15 protein-coding genes and 1 pseudogene are annotated in these 14188 nt (G+C 66.9%); 3 read left to right on the top strand and 13 right to left on the bottom strand.

Features of this window, described 5'->3' with window-relative positions:
- A pseudogene (locus tag X803_RS19930) lies at positions 1-369 on the bottom strand (pyroglutamyl-peptidase I); the annotation flags it as partial.
- Positions 370-431: 62 nt separating this feature from the next.
- On the opposite strand from X803_RS19930, the gene X803_RS19925 reads away from it, so the two are divergent.
- Positions 432-1484, top strand: a complete 1053-nt coding sequence (locus tag X803_RS19925) for an Rv2578c family radical SAM protein (RefSeq protein ID WP_051470746.1) — start codon at positions 432-434, stop codon at positions 1482-1484.
- Here X803_RS19925 and X803_RS0113155 read toward each other — a convergent pair.
- Positions 1481-1942, bottom strand: coding sequence for a (deoxy)nucleoside triphosphate pyrophosphohydrolase (locus tag X803_RS0113155; RefSeq protein ID WP_026545497.1), 462 nt, complete (start codon positions 1940-1942; stop codon positions 1481-1483). The two genes, X803_RS19925 and X803_RS0113155, sit on opposite strands and share 4 nt — an antisense overlap.
- Before the next feature lie 31 nt (positions 1943-1973).
- Entirely contained in the window at positions 1974-3641 is a 1668-nt protein-coding gene (locus X803_RS0113150; protein ID WP_253907468.1) for an FG-GAP-like repeat-containing protein, read from the bottom strand.
- Between the two features lie 199 nt (positions 3642-3840).
- Between X803_RS0113150 and X803_RS0113145 the strand changes: the two genes are divergently transcribed.
- Complete coding sequence (locus X803_RS0113145) at positions 3841-5058, top strand: MFS transporter (protein ID WP_026545495.1); 1218 nt, start codon at positions 3841-3843, stop codon at positions 5056-5058.
- Between the two features lie 17 nt (positions 5059-5075).
- On the opposite strand, the gene X803_RS0113140 is transcribed toward X803_RS0113145, so the two are convergent.
- From X803_RS0113140 to infC, 4 genes are all read right to left on the bottom strand, one after another.
- Positions 5076-5987, bottom strand: coding sequence for a TrmH family RNA methyltransferase (locus tag X803_RS0113140; protein ID WP_026545494.1), 912 nt, complete (start codon positions 5985-5987; stop codon positions 5076-5078).
- A 42-nt stretch (positions 5988-6029) separates the two neighbouring features.
- The gene (gene rplT, locus X803_RS0113135; protein WP_026545493.1) at positions 6030-6413 is read right to left on the bottom strand and encodes a 50S ribosomal protein L20; all 384 of its coding nucleotides are present in this window, start codon (positions 6411-6413) and stop codon (positions 6030-6032) included.
- 90 nt (positions 6414-6503) lie between these two features.
- Entirely contained in the window at positions 6504-6698 is a 195-nt protein-coding gene (gene rpmI, locus X803_RS0113130; RefSeq protein WP_026545492.1) for a 50S ribosomal protein L35, read from the bottom strand.
- A 111-nt stretch (positions 6699-6809) separates the two neighbouring features.
- Positions 6810-7961 carry a translation initiation factor IF-3 gene (gene infC, locus X803_RS19920; RefSeq protein ID WP_275450948.1) on the bottom strand — a complete coding sequence of 384 codons (1152 nt, stop codon included), beginning with the start codon at positions 7959-7961 and terminating at the stop codon, positions 6810-6812.
- Between the two features lie 245 nt (positions 7962-8206).
- Between infC and X803_RS0113120 the strand changes: the two genes are divergently transcribed.
- Positions 8207-8617, top strand: coding sequence for a DUF1844 domain-containing protein (locus tag X803_RS0113120; RefSeq protein ID WP_026545491.1), 411 nt, complete (start codon positions 8207-8209; stop codon positions 8615-8617).
- Positions 8618-8627: 10 nt separating this feature from the next.
- Here the strand turns inward: X803_RS0113120 and X803_RS0113115 are convergent, their stop codons facing one another.
- From X803_RS0113115 to X803_RS0113090, 6 genes are all read right to left on the bottom strand, one after another.
- Positions 8628-9932, bottom strand: a complete 1305-nt coding sequence (locus tag X803_RS0113115; protein ID WP_026545490.1) for an MFS transporter — start codon at positions 9930-9932, stop codon at positions 8628-8630.
- Positions 9933-9971: 39 nt separating this feature from the next.
- A complete protein-coding gene (locus X803_RS0113110; protein WP_026545489.1) occupies positions 9972-10865 on the bottom strand; it encodes an SseB family protein in 894 nt (297 codons plus the stop codon).
- Positions 10866-10867: 2 nt separating this feature from the next.
- Complete coding sequence (gene priA, locus X803_RS0113105) at positions 10868-11620, bottom strand: bifunctional 1-(5-phosphoribosyl)-5-((5-phosphoribosylamino)methylideneamino)imidazole-4-carboxamide isomerase/phosphoribosylanthranilate isomerase PriA (protein ID WP_026545488.1); 753 nt, start codon at positions 11618-11620, stop codon at positions 10868-10870.
- A gap of 70 nt (positions 11621-11690) precedes the next feature.
- Entirely contained in the window at positions 11691-12329 is a 639-nt protein-coding gene (gene hisH, locus X803_RS0113100; protein ID WP_026545487.1) for an imidazole glycerol phosphate synthase subunit HisH, read from the bottom strand.
- On the bottom strand, positions 12326-12943 hold the full coding sequence (hisB, locus tag X803_RS0113095; RefSeq protein ID WP_026545486.1) for an imidazoleglycerol-phosphate dehydratase HisB: 618 nt from the start codon (positions 12941-12943) through the stop codon (positions 12326-12328). Before hisB ends, hisH begins: the two co-directional genes overlap by 4 nt.
- Positions 12944-13012: 69 nt before the next feature.
- Positions 13013-14122, bottom strand: a complete 1110-nt coding sequence (locus tag X803_RS0113090; RefSeq protein WP_026545485.1) for a histidinol-phosphate transaminase — start codon at positions 14120-14122, stop codon at positions 13013-13015.
- Positions 14123-14188: the final 66 nt, after the last annotated feature.

Here is a 14188-nt window from a genome sequence, read left to right as displayed (position 1 = left end):
CGCCTGCAGGCTCCGTTTGAGCGGAAGGGTGCTGAAGTACGCGGCGGGCCCGCCGGCGCGCACCGGTTCATCGACGGGCTGGTTCCCGGCGTTGTCCGGAATGCGGGCATCGTCAACGTTGATCGCGACCCGCTCCAGCGAGATCGCCGGGCGTCCGCCTGCCTGGCCGACGCAGAGCACCAGGGAAGGATTGTGGGCGCGGACCGCCTCGGCCAGGACCCGCAGGCTGTCGCCGAAGACGCAGGGCAGCTGGACGGCTGCCGCCGGTTCCCCGTGAGCCGTCAGCCGGGCTGCGGCCAGCTGCGCCGCCTCCCACGATGGATTGACGGTTTCGCCGCCGAAAGGCTCGAACCCGGTGAGCAGAATCATTCCCCCAGATTAGCGGTGCGCCGTCACAGACAGTGAATGGGAACACATGTTCTAATAAATACATGCGGTGGGACGGACAGAAGACGACGATGGCGGCGCGCACCCTGAGTGAACCGGAGCCGCTGGTACCCCTTGCCGGGCTGGTGCGGTCCGTCCAAACACCCGACTTCGCGGGGATCACATTCCACGAGGTGCTGGCCAAGTCGGCGCTCAACCGGGTTCCGAAAACCTCCGGGATGCCGTTCTCCTGGACGGTGAATCCGTACCGGGGATGCTCACACGCGTGCGTGTACTGCTTCGCCCGGAAGACGCACAGCTACCTGAACCTCGACACCGGGCTCGATTTCGATTCTCAGGTTGTCGTCAAGACCAACGTCGGTGAGGTACTCCGGCGTGAAGTGTCCAAGGCGTCCTGGGCCAGGGAACACGTGGCCATGGGCACCAACACCGACCCGTACCAGCGGGCCGAGGGCAGGTACCGGCTGATGCCGGACATCATCCGCGCACTGGCTGACAGCGGAACACCGTTTTCCATCCTCACCAAGGGAACGCTTCTCAGCCGGGACATTCCGCTGCTCAGGCGGGCCGGCACGCAGGTCAGCGTCGGCATGGGCATCTCGCTGGCCGTCATCGACCCGGCCCTGGCGCACGCGGTGGAACCCGGTACACCGACTCCCCGTGCACGCCTGGACCTCATTACGCGGTTGCGGAACGCCGGGTTGCCCTGCGGGGTGATGGCAATGCCCATCCTGCCGTGGCTGACTGACAGCGATGAAGCGCTGGATGCGCTTTTCGGTGCTCTCGCCGCCGCCGGGGCAACGGGCGTGTCCGCCGGAGCGCTGCACCTGCGGCCCGGTGCCCGTGAGTGGTACCTGGAGTGGCTCGCGAAGACGCACCCCACGCTCATTGGCCGTTACCGGCGTCTCTATCGCGGCGGCACTTACGCCTCGGCCGAGTACCGCGCGTGGCTGTCGGAGCGTGTGCGGGTGCACCGGCGTCGTCATGGGTTGTCTGCAGGCGCACGCTTCTTCAGGGAGAATGCGGGCGCTCCCGGAACCGCACGCCCGGATCAGCGGACCGTTCCGGAAGCGGTCACCGAGCCCACACTGTTTTAGTCCCTCGCCTCGGAGAGGTCCCCGATCGGGACGATCATCTCGAGCAGCGCATCCACGATCGGGCGGTCCGCGGGAATCCAGGGCAGCTCCGTCAGCTCGCCGGTGTCCTTGAGATCCACCCAGCGAAGTTCATCATGATCCTGCAGCGCGGCAGGCACGCCCGCGGTGATGACGGCCAGCCAGACCCGCATGACGGCAGAATCATTGAGCGGCCAGCCCTCCGGGTCCGGCCCCTCAAGCTCAGCGCCTACCTGCACGTCCACGCCCAGTTCCTCGCGAACTTCACGCTGGAGCGCCTCGATGTCGTCCTCGTCGGGCTCCACCTTGCCGCCAGGAAACTCCCATTGCCCCGCGAACTGTTCGGGAGCGGTGCGCCGGGCGGCGAGCAGCCTGGCGGGTGCGGCGAGGGAATCCACAATGGCGGCGCCGACAATCTGTTTGCGCTGGGTATCGGTCATCCCGCCAGTCTAGGTGCCGCGCAGCGCCTGGTCAGAAGATCGCATTGATGCCGTTCCAGCCGGTGCCGAGCGGTGAACGCGGGAGCCAGCCCGAGCGGCCGTTGCCGGGATAAAGCCACAGTGCGCCGCCGGTGTCCCGCGCGGCGATATCGGGGATCCGGTCGCCATTGAGGTCCCCCGCGCCGACGATAGCCGTCATGGAGTTCCAGCCGTGTCCGGCACGGACCCGCGGCAGCCAGCCGCCCGTACCGTTGCCCGGGTACACCCACAGGATTCCTGCGGCGTCCCGGGCAAGAACGTCGCTCGTGCGGTCACCGTTGAGGTCACCCGGAGCAACGATACGGCTGAACGCGTTCCAGCCGCTCCCCACCCGGAGCCTCGGCAGCCAGCCGCCCGAACCGTTACCCCGGTACAGCCACAGAACCCCTGCGGCATCCCGCGCGAGCAGGTCCACCCGCTCATCACCGTTGAAGTCCCCCGGAGCGACGATGCTGGTGAAACCGCTCCAGCCGTGACCGACGCGGAGTGGTGACAGCCAGCCGCCGGTTCCGTTGCCCCGGTACAGCCAGAGCACACCGGCGCCGTCCCGGGCAATCACGTCGGACGGACCGTCACCGTTGAAGTCCCCGAGGGTCTCCAGGGCGTTGAAGATGCCCCAGCCGTTGCCGATCTGGACTCCCGGGTTCAGTCCGCCGGCACCGTTGCCCGCATACAGCCGCAGCGCGCCGGTCGAGCCGACGCGCGCCAGGATGTCGTTGCGCCAGTCACCGTTGAATTCGGCGGTTGAACCGCTCAGCGTCGATGCGGGGATCGGCAGCGGTGTGAAGGCGTACGGTTCGCACGTGCGGTCGTAGTCCCGCACGTCGTCATACCACTGCGAGATGTAGACCCGCCCGGCGGAGAAACTGGGCGGGAAACACCGGTCCAGCGCCTCGGTCGGATAATCCAGCCGCCCCGCGGTTGCCCAGACGGGAACACCGGTCAACCGCCAGGGACCAACGATCTCCTGCCAGCCGGCCGCGTAGGAGTAAAACCCGTAGGAGAAGCCTGCGTCCCGGAGTCCGCGCATCAGACCCTCAATGACGTACCGGTTGTCCAGGCGTTGGGCCACGGTGGCAGACGGCCAGGGCTGGGCCGGGCGGGGTTCGACGTCGATCCACACCACCGACGGACGGAAGCCGATCCGGCTCATGCTCTGGATGGCGAAGCGGGCCTCGGAGTAGCCGACGTTGGAAAGCCTGCCTGCGTGCGTGGTGGAGGACCAGGGTCCCTGGCCGCCATAGGTGGCGAGCTGCGCCGCCGTCGGATAGGTTCCCATCGCGTAGCCATGCGCCGGCTTGCCGTTGGTGCGCGCCCAGGCTGCCTGGTCAGCGAGGCAGGGATTCTCGGTGAAGGCGAGACCGCGGGTCAGCCCGATGATCACGAACCGGGATTCCGGCGGAGGTAGCGGCAGCCCGAAGCCGCCCTGCGCCGTCGGGCATTGCGGCCACGAGATGTCGTGGCCGAACAGGGGTGCCGCGTGGGCAGCGGGCAGGGTGCCGCCCAGCATCCCCAGGATGAGGCTCACCGACAGCAGGCAGACAGCGGCGGCCCGGCGGAGGAAGGACGGCGGCGCGGGGGACATCCAATCGTGCCGTACCCGGGATGATTCCCGGAACAATCCGGAGATAGTCAGCGGCTGTGGGGATGTCTCATGCATGGCTCCGCGCTCCTCGTGCCGGTCCAATCTTAGAGCCGATGAATGCTCCGCAAAGGGTGCGGCTTGGGATCGTTTTGGCATCGATCCGGTCTCGGACCCGTAAACTGGTCAGATACCCAGGTCATCCAATCCCTGCTCAACGATGCGCGGCCAAGATACCGGCGCCGGCCAGGCGCTTTCCGTCGTCGAAACGAGCCCCGTGCCAGCACTGCCTGCCCAGAGATCAACCTCCCACCTTGTCCTGGCCATCCTCGCGCTGGCCGTCGGAGGGTTCGGAATCGGCACCACGGAGTTCGCCATCATGGGCCTGCTGCCGCTCATGGTGGCTGATCTGGGAGTTGACATCCCCGCCGGCGGGCACGTCATCTCCGCCTACGCCCTCGGTGTGGTGGTCGGCGCCCCGCTGCTGTCAACGCTCGGCGCACGGTTGCCGCACAAACGGGTCGCGCTGGCGCTGATGCTGCTGTTCACGCTGGGGAACCTCTCGTCCTACATCGCCACCGACTACGGCTGGCTGCTGCTTTCCCGCTTCATCTCCGGGCTTCCCCATGGCGCCTTTTTCGGGGTCGCGGCGGTGATCGCAGCTTCCCTGTCCGCGCCGACCAGACGTGCACGTGCGGTGGCGATGGTGATGATGGGGTTGAGCGTGGCCAATGTGGTCGGCGTGCCGTTTGCCACCTGGCTCGGGCAGCAGTTCGGCTGGCGGACGATGTTTCTCCTCGTGGGCCTCATCGGAATCCTGACGCTTGGGATGATCGCACGCTTTGTGCCCCACCAGGACGTGCGTGACGGCGCGAGCATCACCGGCGAGCTCGGCGCCCTGAAGCGCGGGCAGGTCTGGATGACGCTGCTCATCGGCACTGTGGGGTTCGGCGGCTTCTTCGCGGTGTACACCTACATTGCGCCGACCATGACAGAGGTAGCCGGTGTCTCCGAGAACCTGCTCCCGGTCGTCGTCGCGCTCTATGGGCTGGGCATGGTGGCAGGCAACATCGTGGGCGGGCGTCTGGCGGATATTTCGGTACTGGGAACCATCCACTGGGTGATGGGCAGCATCTCGGTGTGTTTGCTGGTCTTCGCCTTCGCCGTGCAGTGGGCGCCCACGGCGCTGCTTTTCGTCTTCCTCGTCGGCGCGATCGGATCATCGTTGATTCCCTCACTGCAGGTACGCCTGATGGACGTCTCCCCCGATGCGCCGTCACTCGCGTCCTCCATGAATCATGCGGCGCTCAACACGGCCAATGCGCTGGGCGCCTTCCTGGGCGGTGCCGTGATCGCCTTCGGCTGGGGTTACACGGCCCCTGCGCTGGTGGGTGCCGTCCTGGCGGCTTTCGGTCTCGGCGTGGCGCTGCTCAGCGGCCGGATGGACCGGAACCGGCCGTCCGTGGACCCGGTTCCGGTCCCCGCAGCCCGCTGACCCTCCGGCCAGCTGAGCTAGCGTCCTTCGAGGCGCTGGGCGCGGGCGGAGGCGTACAGGCAGACCGTCGCTGCCGTTCCCACGTTCAGGCTCTCGGCGCTTCCGTAGATTGGCACCGAGACCCTGTAGTCGGCCGCCTGCAGCACGTCCTGGCCCAGCCCCTGCGCCTCGTTTCCGAAGAGCCACGCGGTGGGAGCTTCCAGGAATGGGCCGCCCGCATCGGGGCTGTCCGTGCTGCCGATTGACGGGGCGAGGCGCCGGGCGGCGCTGGCGTCCTGGAGTCGGTCCAGGTTCCACGTTCCGTACCCGTCGGCTGCGAGCAGGGTGACCGCACGGTCCGACAGCTCCCTGAGCAGCGTGCCGGGGTCGATGCCGACGACGACGGGCAGGTGAAAGAGGGAACCGACGGTGGAACGCACTGCCTTGGGATTGTAGATGTCCACGCTTCCACTGGTGAGGACCACGGCGTCGGCGCCTGCCGAGTCAGCAGCACGCAGGATGGTTCCCGCGTTTCCCGGATCCCGTACCTCCACGAGGACGGCGATCAGCCGGGGACGCCGCTGAAGAACCGCCGTGAGCGGGGAATCAATGAACCGGCACACGGCCACAGCCCCCTGCGGCGTGACTGTCGAGCTCATCCCCGCGAGGACTTCCGGGGTCACCATGCGCGGCGGCACTACAGAACCGAACTCCGGATAACGCTCCAGGGTTTCGGCCGTCAGGTACACCTCGTCGACGACGGCGGCCTCACCCGCTGTGCGCCGCGTCTGGTGGAGACGCAGAGCCTCCCTCACCGCCTGCGGGCCCTCGGCAAGAAATCGCTTCTGCCTTAAACGCGCCGAACGCCCCGCAAGCTTCGCTACTTCCCTCACCCGATCGGCTCGGGGATTTGTCAGTAGCGGCGCCTGGGGGCGTTCGGAAGCATTCATGAATTGTTCAACCGGTTCGCAGGAGCCGGCTGGGTGTGCAGGCTAGGCCCGCACCGGTGCCGAGGTGTCAGCCGGCAGCGAGTCCTTGGCGATCTGCACCAGAGCCGCGAACGCGTTGGCGTCAGTCACGGCGAGGTCGGCGAGCATACGGCGGTCCACCTCAACGCCGGCGGCCTTCAGGCCCTGGATCAGGCGGTTGTAGGTCAGGCCGTTGGCGCGGGATGCAGCGTTGATGCGCTGGATCCAGAGACGGCGGAAATCGCCCTTGCGCTTGCGGCGGTCGCCGTAGCTGTAGACGAACGAGTGGAGCAGCTGCTCCTTTGCCTTGCGGTACAGGCGCGAACGCTGACCGCGGTAGCCTTTGGCGCGCTCAAGAATAACCCGACGCTTTTTGTGGGCATTGACCGCCCGCTTCACACGTGCCACGTGCGTACTCCTTCGATTGATCGTCCGGGCGTTCCATCCCTGCGGCGTGAGTGCCGTATTCAGGGTGCCCGGAAGTGGTGGGTGTGCTTGTTAGACGCCGAGCATCTTCTTGATGACCTTGGTGTCAGCCTTGGACACGATCTGGTCACTGGCCAGACGGCGCGTCAGCGTGGAGGGCTTGTGCTCCAGGTAGTGGCGGCGGTTGGCCTGCTGGCGCTTGAGCTTGCCGCTGCCGGTCAGCTTGAAGCGCTTCTTGGCGCCACTGTGGGTCTTCATCTTCGGCATGGAAACCGATCTCCTTTGGTTTCCGCCGGCACTTTGCCGGCGGCTCTTGCGGTATCCGCAGCGGACTGCGGTGCTTACGTGTTGCCTCGCTGCCTGGACGGCAGCCGGCTCCTAGTTGGAACCCGAGGGCTTCGGACGGTTCGGCGAGCCCTTGGCTGGGGCTGCCTTTCCGGTTGGTTTGGGTGCAGCGGCGGGCCTTGGCTTCGGCGTTGCGGGCTTCGGAGTTGCCGTCGGCTTTGCAGGGGCAGCCGAGGCGGGCTTCGGTGCAGCTGCCGCGGGCTTGGGTGCAGCGGCTTCCTTGGGCGCGGCAGCCTTCGGCGCAGCGGCCTTGGGAGCAGCAGCCTTCGGCGCAGCTTCTTCCTTCGGCGCAGCAGCCTTGGGAGCAGCGGCCTTGGGAGCAGCGGCCTTGGGAGCAGCTTCTTCCTTCGCAGCAGCAGCCTTGGGAGCAGCTTCTTCCTTGGGCGCAGAGGTTTCCTTTGGAGCAGCTTCATCCTTCGCAGCGGCAGGCGCCTCGGTAACCGGCGTCTCCACGGAGGGAGCCTCAGCCTCCGGCGCGGATGCGCTGCCGGCTGAACGAAGCTCCTCGGGCAGCAGGTCCCCGATGCTCTGGGTCATCGGCGCCGAGGAAGAGGTGTCCACCTTGTCCTTCGGGGACTGGTTGGAGGCCTTCGACTCGGCACGCTGTGCAGCGCGGCGCGCCTCGGCCTTCGCCTCCGCCTTGTTCTTGACCGGTCCGATCACCATGACCATGTTTCGGCCGTCGATCCGCGGCGTCGATTCGACAACCCCGACCTCGGCCACGTCTTCAGCGAAGCGCTGCAGGAGACGGATTCCCATCTCGGGGCGCTGCTGCTCACGGCCGCGGAACTGGATCATCGCCTTGACCTTGTCTCCCGCTCCGAGGAAGCGGATGGCGTGGCCGCGCTTGGTCTCGTAGTCGTGGGTATCGATCTTCAGCCGGAAACGAATTTCCTTCAGCACGGTGTTGGTCTGGTTCTTGCGCGCCTCACGCGCCTTCACCGCCGCCTCGTACTTGTACTTACCAAAATCCATGAGCTTGGCTACCGGGGGCTTCGCCTGCGGTGCAACCTCAACAAGATCAAGGTCGGACTCAGCGGCGAGTCGGAGGGCGTCTTCAATGCGGACGATTCCAACCTGTTCACCCGCAGGGCCTACCAACCGCACCTCTGGGACGCGGATACGATCATTGATTCTTGGCTCGCTAATGTGCTGCTCCTGATGTCCGTCGAAAACTGTGACCACATACAAAGGAGAAGGCCCCCAACTGCATGCGCAATCGAAGGCCTCGGATATCAGTGCGTCCGCGGCAAACCCTCCAGGGGCTGCCCGAGCACCGACCTGAACCCGGCTGCCTGTAGTTGCCTCGGGGGCAACGGCGGCAATCGCGGGTGGGAGAGGACTCCGCTTGCATATTGGTGATCTTTTTCATGCCGTTCCAGGCCACAAAAAATAACGACCCCCAATCGGTCTGTGACAAGCTTACCAGCATGAGCACAGCAGACAGTAATTCCGATGCCACCCGCCACACCTTCGAGTCGGCGGAGGAGACTCGCGCAGCCTCCGGCGCCGCGTCGGATCACGTTCGAGACATCGCCGAGGTTCCGGCCGTGGAGGTCATTACGACGTCGGCAGTCCACCTGATGAGCGCTGCAGCCGTCAAGTGCGGCCTCGCCGAAGGAACCGACGCCGAGACGTACAAGGACCTCGACGAGGCCCGGAAGCTGATCACAGCGCTGGCGGGATTCATCACTGCGGCCGCTCCAGAGATCGGCAGCCAGCACGCCGGCCCCCTGCGCGACGGGCTGCGGTCGCTGCAGCTCGCCTTCCGCGAGGCCTCGCTCATCCCGGATGCACCGGGCCAGGGGCCCGGCGAGAAGTTCACCGGACCGGTCAACTAGCGGCCCAGCGTTACAGGGAGCGCCGTCGTCGTGCCTGCTGCGCTCCCAGGCCCAGCAGGCTCAGGGCGGCGGTAGCTGCTCCCACCGCAACGAAACCGCCCCACGGTCCCACCGAATCGATCATCAGGCCGGCCGCCGGCGCTCCGAGCGCCACGCCGGAGGTCAGCGCCGAGCCGTACCAGCCCATGGCCTCTCCCCTGCGTTCCTCCGCAACGAGGTGCGCAATCCTCTCCGAGGCGGCGGAGAGGACGGGGGCGCAGAGCAGACCCGGCGCGATGGACAGCAGGGCCAGCACGAACGTGCTGTCGGCGAAGCCCATGGGGATGGTGAGCACGCTCATCAGCAGGAGCAGAACCAGCGGCGAGATGGGCCGGTGCATCGCGCCGTAGACCAGGCCGCCCACCACGGAAGCCGAACACCAGGCGAGGAAGACCCACCCGAGTTCGAAGGCGCGGCCGTCGTCCTCGAGCACGGCGATGATGCCGACGTCGGTGCCCGCAAGAACCATTCCCGCGCCCGCAGCGACTACCAGCACCACTGCCACCGGCAGGGTGAGCCACGCGAAGCTGTGCGCCACCCGCGCCCGGGCACGGACAGCCCGTGCCGGCCGGGCTCCGGGCACCAGCTCGGCCGATGCCTCCCACACGTGCGCCGGCGCGGCTGCAACCATCACCTCGACAGCTGCGGCGTCATCCTGCGCCGCCGTCGGCGCAGCGGCAACGGCTCCCGGCTGGGCGCTTCGCGTGGGCGGATTGAACCACATGAGGAACAGCCCGGCCACGGCGGTGGAAAGCCCGACGACCGTCAGGCCCAGCACGGTCGAGACCTGGGTGGCCAGTACGGCTCCCAGCGCCGGCCCGCCCATGAAGATCACTTCGGTTGCGACGGCGTCGAGGGTAAAAGCGGTGCGCCGTGAGTCACCGCTGACGAGGACGCCGAGTGACTGGCGGACCACTGAAAACACGGGAAGGGTGAAGACCCCGCCGACGAGGGCAGCGAGGAGCAGCCATTCGTAGGTCAGGTGGGGTGCCACCGACCAGATCACGGCCTCTGCGATCACTGACGGGATCAGCGCGACCCTCAGCCCGGCCAGGTCCACGCGCCGGCCACGCCATGGCGCGCCGACGGCGATTCCGATGGTCATCACAGCCGCCACGGCCCCGGCTTCGGCGTAGCCCCGGTCAAGCGTCTGGACAACGTGCAGGGTCAGCAGCACCCCTGCGGCGGAGTGCGGGAAACGCGCGATCATGCCCACCAGCAGAAGACGGCGGACAGGGACAATCCTCAGGAGTTCCCGGTAGACAGCAAAGTTCAACGTTCATCATCTTTCACGCGGGCTCAGCCGCGGAAAGGATCAGCGGGTGAGCCGGATTTCGAGCGAGTCCACCCGCTCGACAAAGTCCTGCAGATTCTGGAGACGGTCCTGGAGCTCGCGCGTCAATGAGCGGACGTCTTCCTGCGGGAGGCCTGCTTCCAGCACGAGCGTCAGGCACAATTCCGGACCGGGGCCACCGCCTCCGATTACTTTACCGCCAGCCGTGCGGCTTGGAACGCCGCTGCCGGGGGTCAGCTCCACCCTGCGGATTCGGCCGTCTTCAGGGACTGCCCCGCCGACAAGCTGTGCCAGTTCCGGATCCGCGTACGACGGCGTCCACTCCTCTTGCTGCGCCAGCGCCCAGAGCGCCGGACGGCGGACCACGAAGGTCGCTTCCCCGCCGGGATCGACGACCATGAGTTCCGCGTTCTCTGCAGCTGCGGCCAGTGCCGCCCGGGCGGCAAACACCGCAACGGGCCGCGCTTCGGAATGCCACCGCTCCAGTCCCGCGGTGGATGTGAAGACGGGCAGGGCGCTGCGTCCGTCCGGGGCCTTGACGGTGACAAGGGCCATGTCGGCCTCCTTGTCCCCCTCGGAGTGCCTGTCCCCTTGGGAATGCGGAGAGTGCGCCTGCGCGCCGGCCTGCTCCTCACCACCGAGTTGGGCGATGACGGGCACAAAGACCCGCACCCCGGCCAGCGCGCGCACGACCGCCGCTTCACCGTCGGCACCGTTGAGCAGCCCCTCGAGCGCGGCCGCGTACGGCGCAGGCACCGCGCCGTCGTCCTTGTCGAACGTGTGCAGCGGATTGCCGTCGCCGGAGAGGTCCCTGCCCTGCCAGGGGCGGCCGGCGGAGTCGGCGACATTGCCCTGGAGCGGCGCCGTCCCGTTGAGCGCCGCCTCGATATGGGCGGGGAGCCTACGCTCGGGCATGCCTAGCGTTCCGGGTGTCCTGCAACGTCCAGCGCCTGGGGAAGCGTGAACGCGCCCGCGTAGAGCGCCTTGCCCACAATGGCGCCTTCCAGTCCGTCGGGAACGAGCTGGCGCAGGGCGGCGAGGTCCTCAAGGCTGGAGATGCCCCCTGACGCCACGACGGGACGCGCGGTCTTTTCCAGGACGTCCCGCAGGAGCTGCAGGTTCGGCCCGCGCAGGGTCCCGTCCTTCGTCACATCGGTGACGACGTACCGGGCACAGCCGGCGTCGTCCAGGCGCGCAAGAACCTCCCAGAGGTCGCCGCCCTCCTCGGTCCAGCCGCGGGCTGCCAGCGTGGTGCCACGGACGTCAAGGCCGACGGCGATGGCGTCCCCGTAGCGCGCAATGGCGCTGGCCGTCCACACCGGGTTCTCCAGCGCCGCGGTACCGAGGTTGACGCGCTCCGCACCGAGCTCAAGTGCGCGGTCCAGTGAGGCATCGTCGCGGATGCCGCCGGAGAGCTCCACCTTGATGTCGAGCTCCTTGACCACCCTGGCCAGCAGGTCGCTGTTGGATCCGCGTCCGAAGGCGGCGTCGAGGTCCACCAGATGGACCCATTCAGCGCCGTCATTCTGCCACTGCAGTGCTGCATCCAGCGGGTCGCCGTAGCTTGTCTCGCTCCCGGCAGCGCCCTGGACCAGCCGGACTGCCTGCCCGTCGGCGACGTCCACGGCAGGGAGCAGTTCAAGGATGGGCGATTCAGTGAAGGGGCTCATGCACTTCCTTTGTTCAGGGTTTCGCGCCGCCGCAGGTGGACGGCTGGCAGTGTCAGCAGCGTGTTGGGGCTCAGCGAAGGCTGCTGATCCAGTTGCGGAGCAGTTGGGCTCCGGCGTCGCCGGACTTTTCGGGGTGGAACTGGGTGGCGGAGAGCGGGCCGTTTTCGACCGCGGCGATGAAGGGGCCGCCGTGCGTGGACCAGGTGACAAGCGGCGGACGCATGGCCGGCTGGGTCACGTCGAAGTTCCACTCCTGCACCCCGTATGAATGCACAAAGTAAAAACGCTCGTCGGCAATGCCCTCGAAGAGTACCGATCCCTCCGGCGGGTCAACCGTGTTCCAGCCCATGTGCGGGACCACGTCGGCTTTGAGCCTCTCAACCGTGCCGGGCCACTCACCCATGCCCTGAGTGCGGACGCCGTGTTCCACGCCCTCCTCGAACAGGACCTGGAGCCCGACACAGATCCCGAGGACCGGACGTCCACCGGCAACCCGGCGTCCGATCATACGGAGTGCATCCACGTCCTTCAGGCCCTGCATGACGGCGGCGAAGGCACCGACACCGGGGACCACGAGGCCGTCAGCGTTGAGTACATCGTCGGCAGCGGCGCTCAGGGTGACTTCGGCGCCTACGTGCTCAAGTGCGCGCACCGCTGACCGGATGTTCCCCGACCCATAATCCAGGACGGTGACCCGGGGCGCGCTCACAGTGCGCCCTTGGTCGAAGGGATGCCGGTCACGCGCGGGTCCGGTTCCACCGCGGTGCGGAGGGCACGCGCGAACGCCTTGAACTGCGCCTCGACAATGTGGTGGGGATCCCTGCCGCCCAGGACATTCATGTGCAGGCAGATCTGGGCGTGGAGGGTGATGGCCTCAAAGACGTGCCGGGTGAGGGAACCCGTGAAGTGCCCGCCGATCAGGTGGTATTCCTGGCCTGCAGGCTCACCGGCGTGAACCAGGTACGGACGGCCCGAAATGTCGACGACGGCGTTAGCGAGAGCCTCATCAAGCGGCACTGTCGCTTCACCGAACCGGCGGATACCGGCCTTGTCGCCGAGGGCCTCCCGCAGCACCTCACCGAGTGTGATTGCGACATCTTCGACGGTGTGGTGGACATCGATGTGGGTGTCTCCGGTGGCCCGGACCGTGAGGTCGATCAGCGAGTGCTTGGCCAGCGCCGTCAACATGTGGTCATAGAAGGGTACGGACGTGCTGATCTCGGAGCGCCCGGTGCCGTCGAGGTCGAGTTCGACGAACACCGACGATTCACTCGTGGTTCGCTCACGTCGCGCAGCGCGTCGGGCAGTAGCTTCCGCGGTCATGGGGAGAGTCCTAACAGTTGTAACAGCGACAGGCGGGCGAAACGCCCGTACATGCATCCGGCGTCCAGTTTATGAGACGGAGGGCCGGATCAGAGATTCGAGGGTTTCGAGGAAGATCCTGGTTTCCTCTTCCGTTCCGGCGGTGACCCGTAGATGGCCTGGTATACCGACGTCCCGGATAAGCACTCCTGCGTCCAGCAGTCCCTGCCATACGGCCCGCGGATCCTCGAGCCCGCCGAAGAGGACGAAGTTGGAATCCGACGGCGCTACGGGAAGCCCGAGGCCGGTGAGCGCGGACACGATGCGGTCCCTCTGCCTTTTGATCTCGTCAACGTTGGCGAGCAGTTTCGCTGAGTGGGTCAGCGCCGCTATTGCAGTGGCCTGGGTGATTGCTGAGAGGTGGTACGGAAGACGAACGAGTCGGAGGGCGTCGGAAATCTCCGGCGCCGCGGCCAGGTATCCAACCCGGGCCCCGGCGAGGGCGAAAGCCTTGCTCATGGTGCGCGAGACGATGAGCCGTTCCCGTCCCGGCAGCAGTTCCAGGGCACTCGGAGTGCCGGTGTGGGAGAACTCGGCGTAGGCCTCGTCGACGATGATGATCGCCCTGGCCGCTTCTCCTGCCTCGTACGCCGCGGCGACAACGTCCAGGGACAAGGCCGTGCCCGTTGGGTTGTTCGGGCTGCACAGGAACACGATGTTGGCACCTGTTTCCGCGACCTGCTCGGCCGTCGCTCCGGCATCGAGGTCGAAGTTGTCCGCTCTCGTGCCGGCCAAGTAGGAGGTCCCGGTGGACCCTGCAAGGAGGGGGTACATCGAATAGGTGGGCGGGAATCCAAGGGCGGTGCGGCCGGGCCCGCCGAAGGCGAGGAGAATATGCTGCAGCACCTCGTTTGACCCGTTGGCGGCCCAGATGTTGTCTGCGGTGAGACCGTGGCCGAGATAACCGGCGAGGTGCTCACGAAGCAGGGTGAACTCCCGGTCAGGGTAGCGGTTGAGCCCGGCCACTGCGTCCTGCACCGCTTCGACAATCGCCCTGCGCACGTCCCCGGGGACGCCGTGGGTGTTCTCATTGACATTCAGCAGGATGGGAACATCGATCTGGGGAGCTCCGTAGGGGCGCAGGCCCCTGAGGTTGTCCCTGATCGGCAGACGGCTGAGGCGTTCAAGCTGATCGGTCACCACCAGAGTTTAAGGCCGCGGGATCCACAATGCAGAATCGCATTGCGCCCAGGGACACTGTGACAC

The sequence above is a fragment of the Arthrobacter sp. 35/47 genome, assembly GCF_000520475.1.
GTDB lineage: Bacteria > Actinomycetota > Actinomycetes > Actinomycetales > Micrococcaceae > Arthrobacter_D > Arthrobacter_D subterraneus.
The sequence above is the reverse complement of the archived record's forward strand: the minus strand, read 5'-3'. Positions and strand labels throughout refer to the sequence as shown.

Excerpts from the sequence above, each read along its gene's own strand:
- rpmI (WP_026545492.1), bottom strand. The coding sequence starts at position 6,698 with ATGCCGAAGATGAAGACCCACAGTGGCGCCAAGAAGCGCTTCAAGCTG.
- X803_RS0113155 (WP_026545497.1), bottom strand. The coding sequence starts at position 1,942 with ATGACCGATACCCAGCGCAAACAGATTGTCGGCGCCGCCATTGTGGAT.
- X803_RS19925 (WP_051470746.1), top strand. The coding sequence starts at position 432 with ATGCGGTGGGACGGACAGAAGACGACGATGGCGGCGCGCACCCTGAGT.
- X803_RS0113120 (WP_026545491.1), top strand. The coding sequence starts at position 8,207 with ATGAGCACAGCAGACAGTAATTCCGATGCCACCCGCCACACCTTCGAG.
- priA (WP_026545488.1), bottom strand. The coding sequence starts at position 11,620 with ATGAGCCCCTTCACTGAATCGCCCATCCTTGAACTGCTCCCTGCCGTG.
- X803_RS0113110 (WP_026545489.1), bottom strand. The coding sequence starts at position 10,865 with ATGCCCGAGCGTAGGCTCCCCGCCCATATCGAGGCGGCGCTCAACGGG.
- X803_RS0113150 (WP_253907468.1), bottom strand. The coding sequence starts at position 3,641 with ATGCATGAGACATCCCCACAGCCGCTGACTATCTCCGGATTGTTCCGG.
- X803_RS0113140 (WP_026545494.1), bottom strand. The coding sequence starts at position 5,987 with ATGAATGCTTCCGAACGCCCCCAGGCGCCGCTACTGACAAATCCCCGA.
- hisB (WP_026545486.1), bottom strand. The coding sequence starts at position 12,943 with ATGACCGCGGAAGCTACTGCCCGACGCGCTGCGCGACGTGAGCGAACC.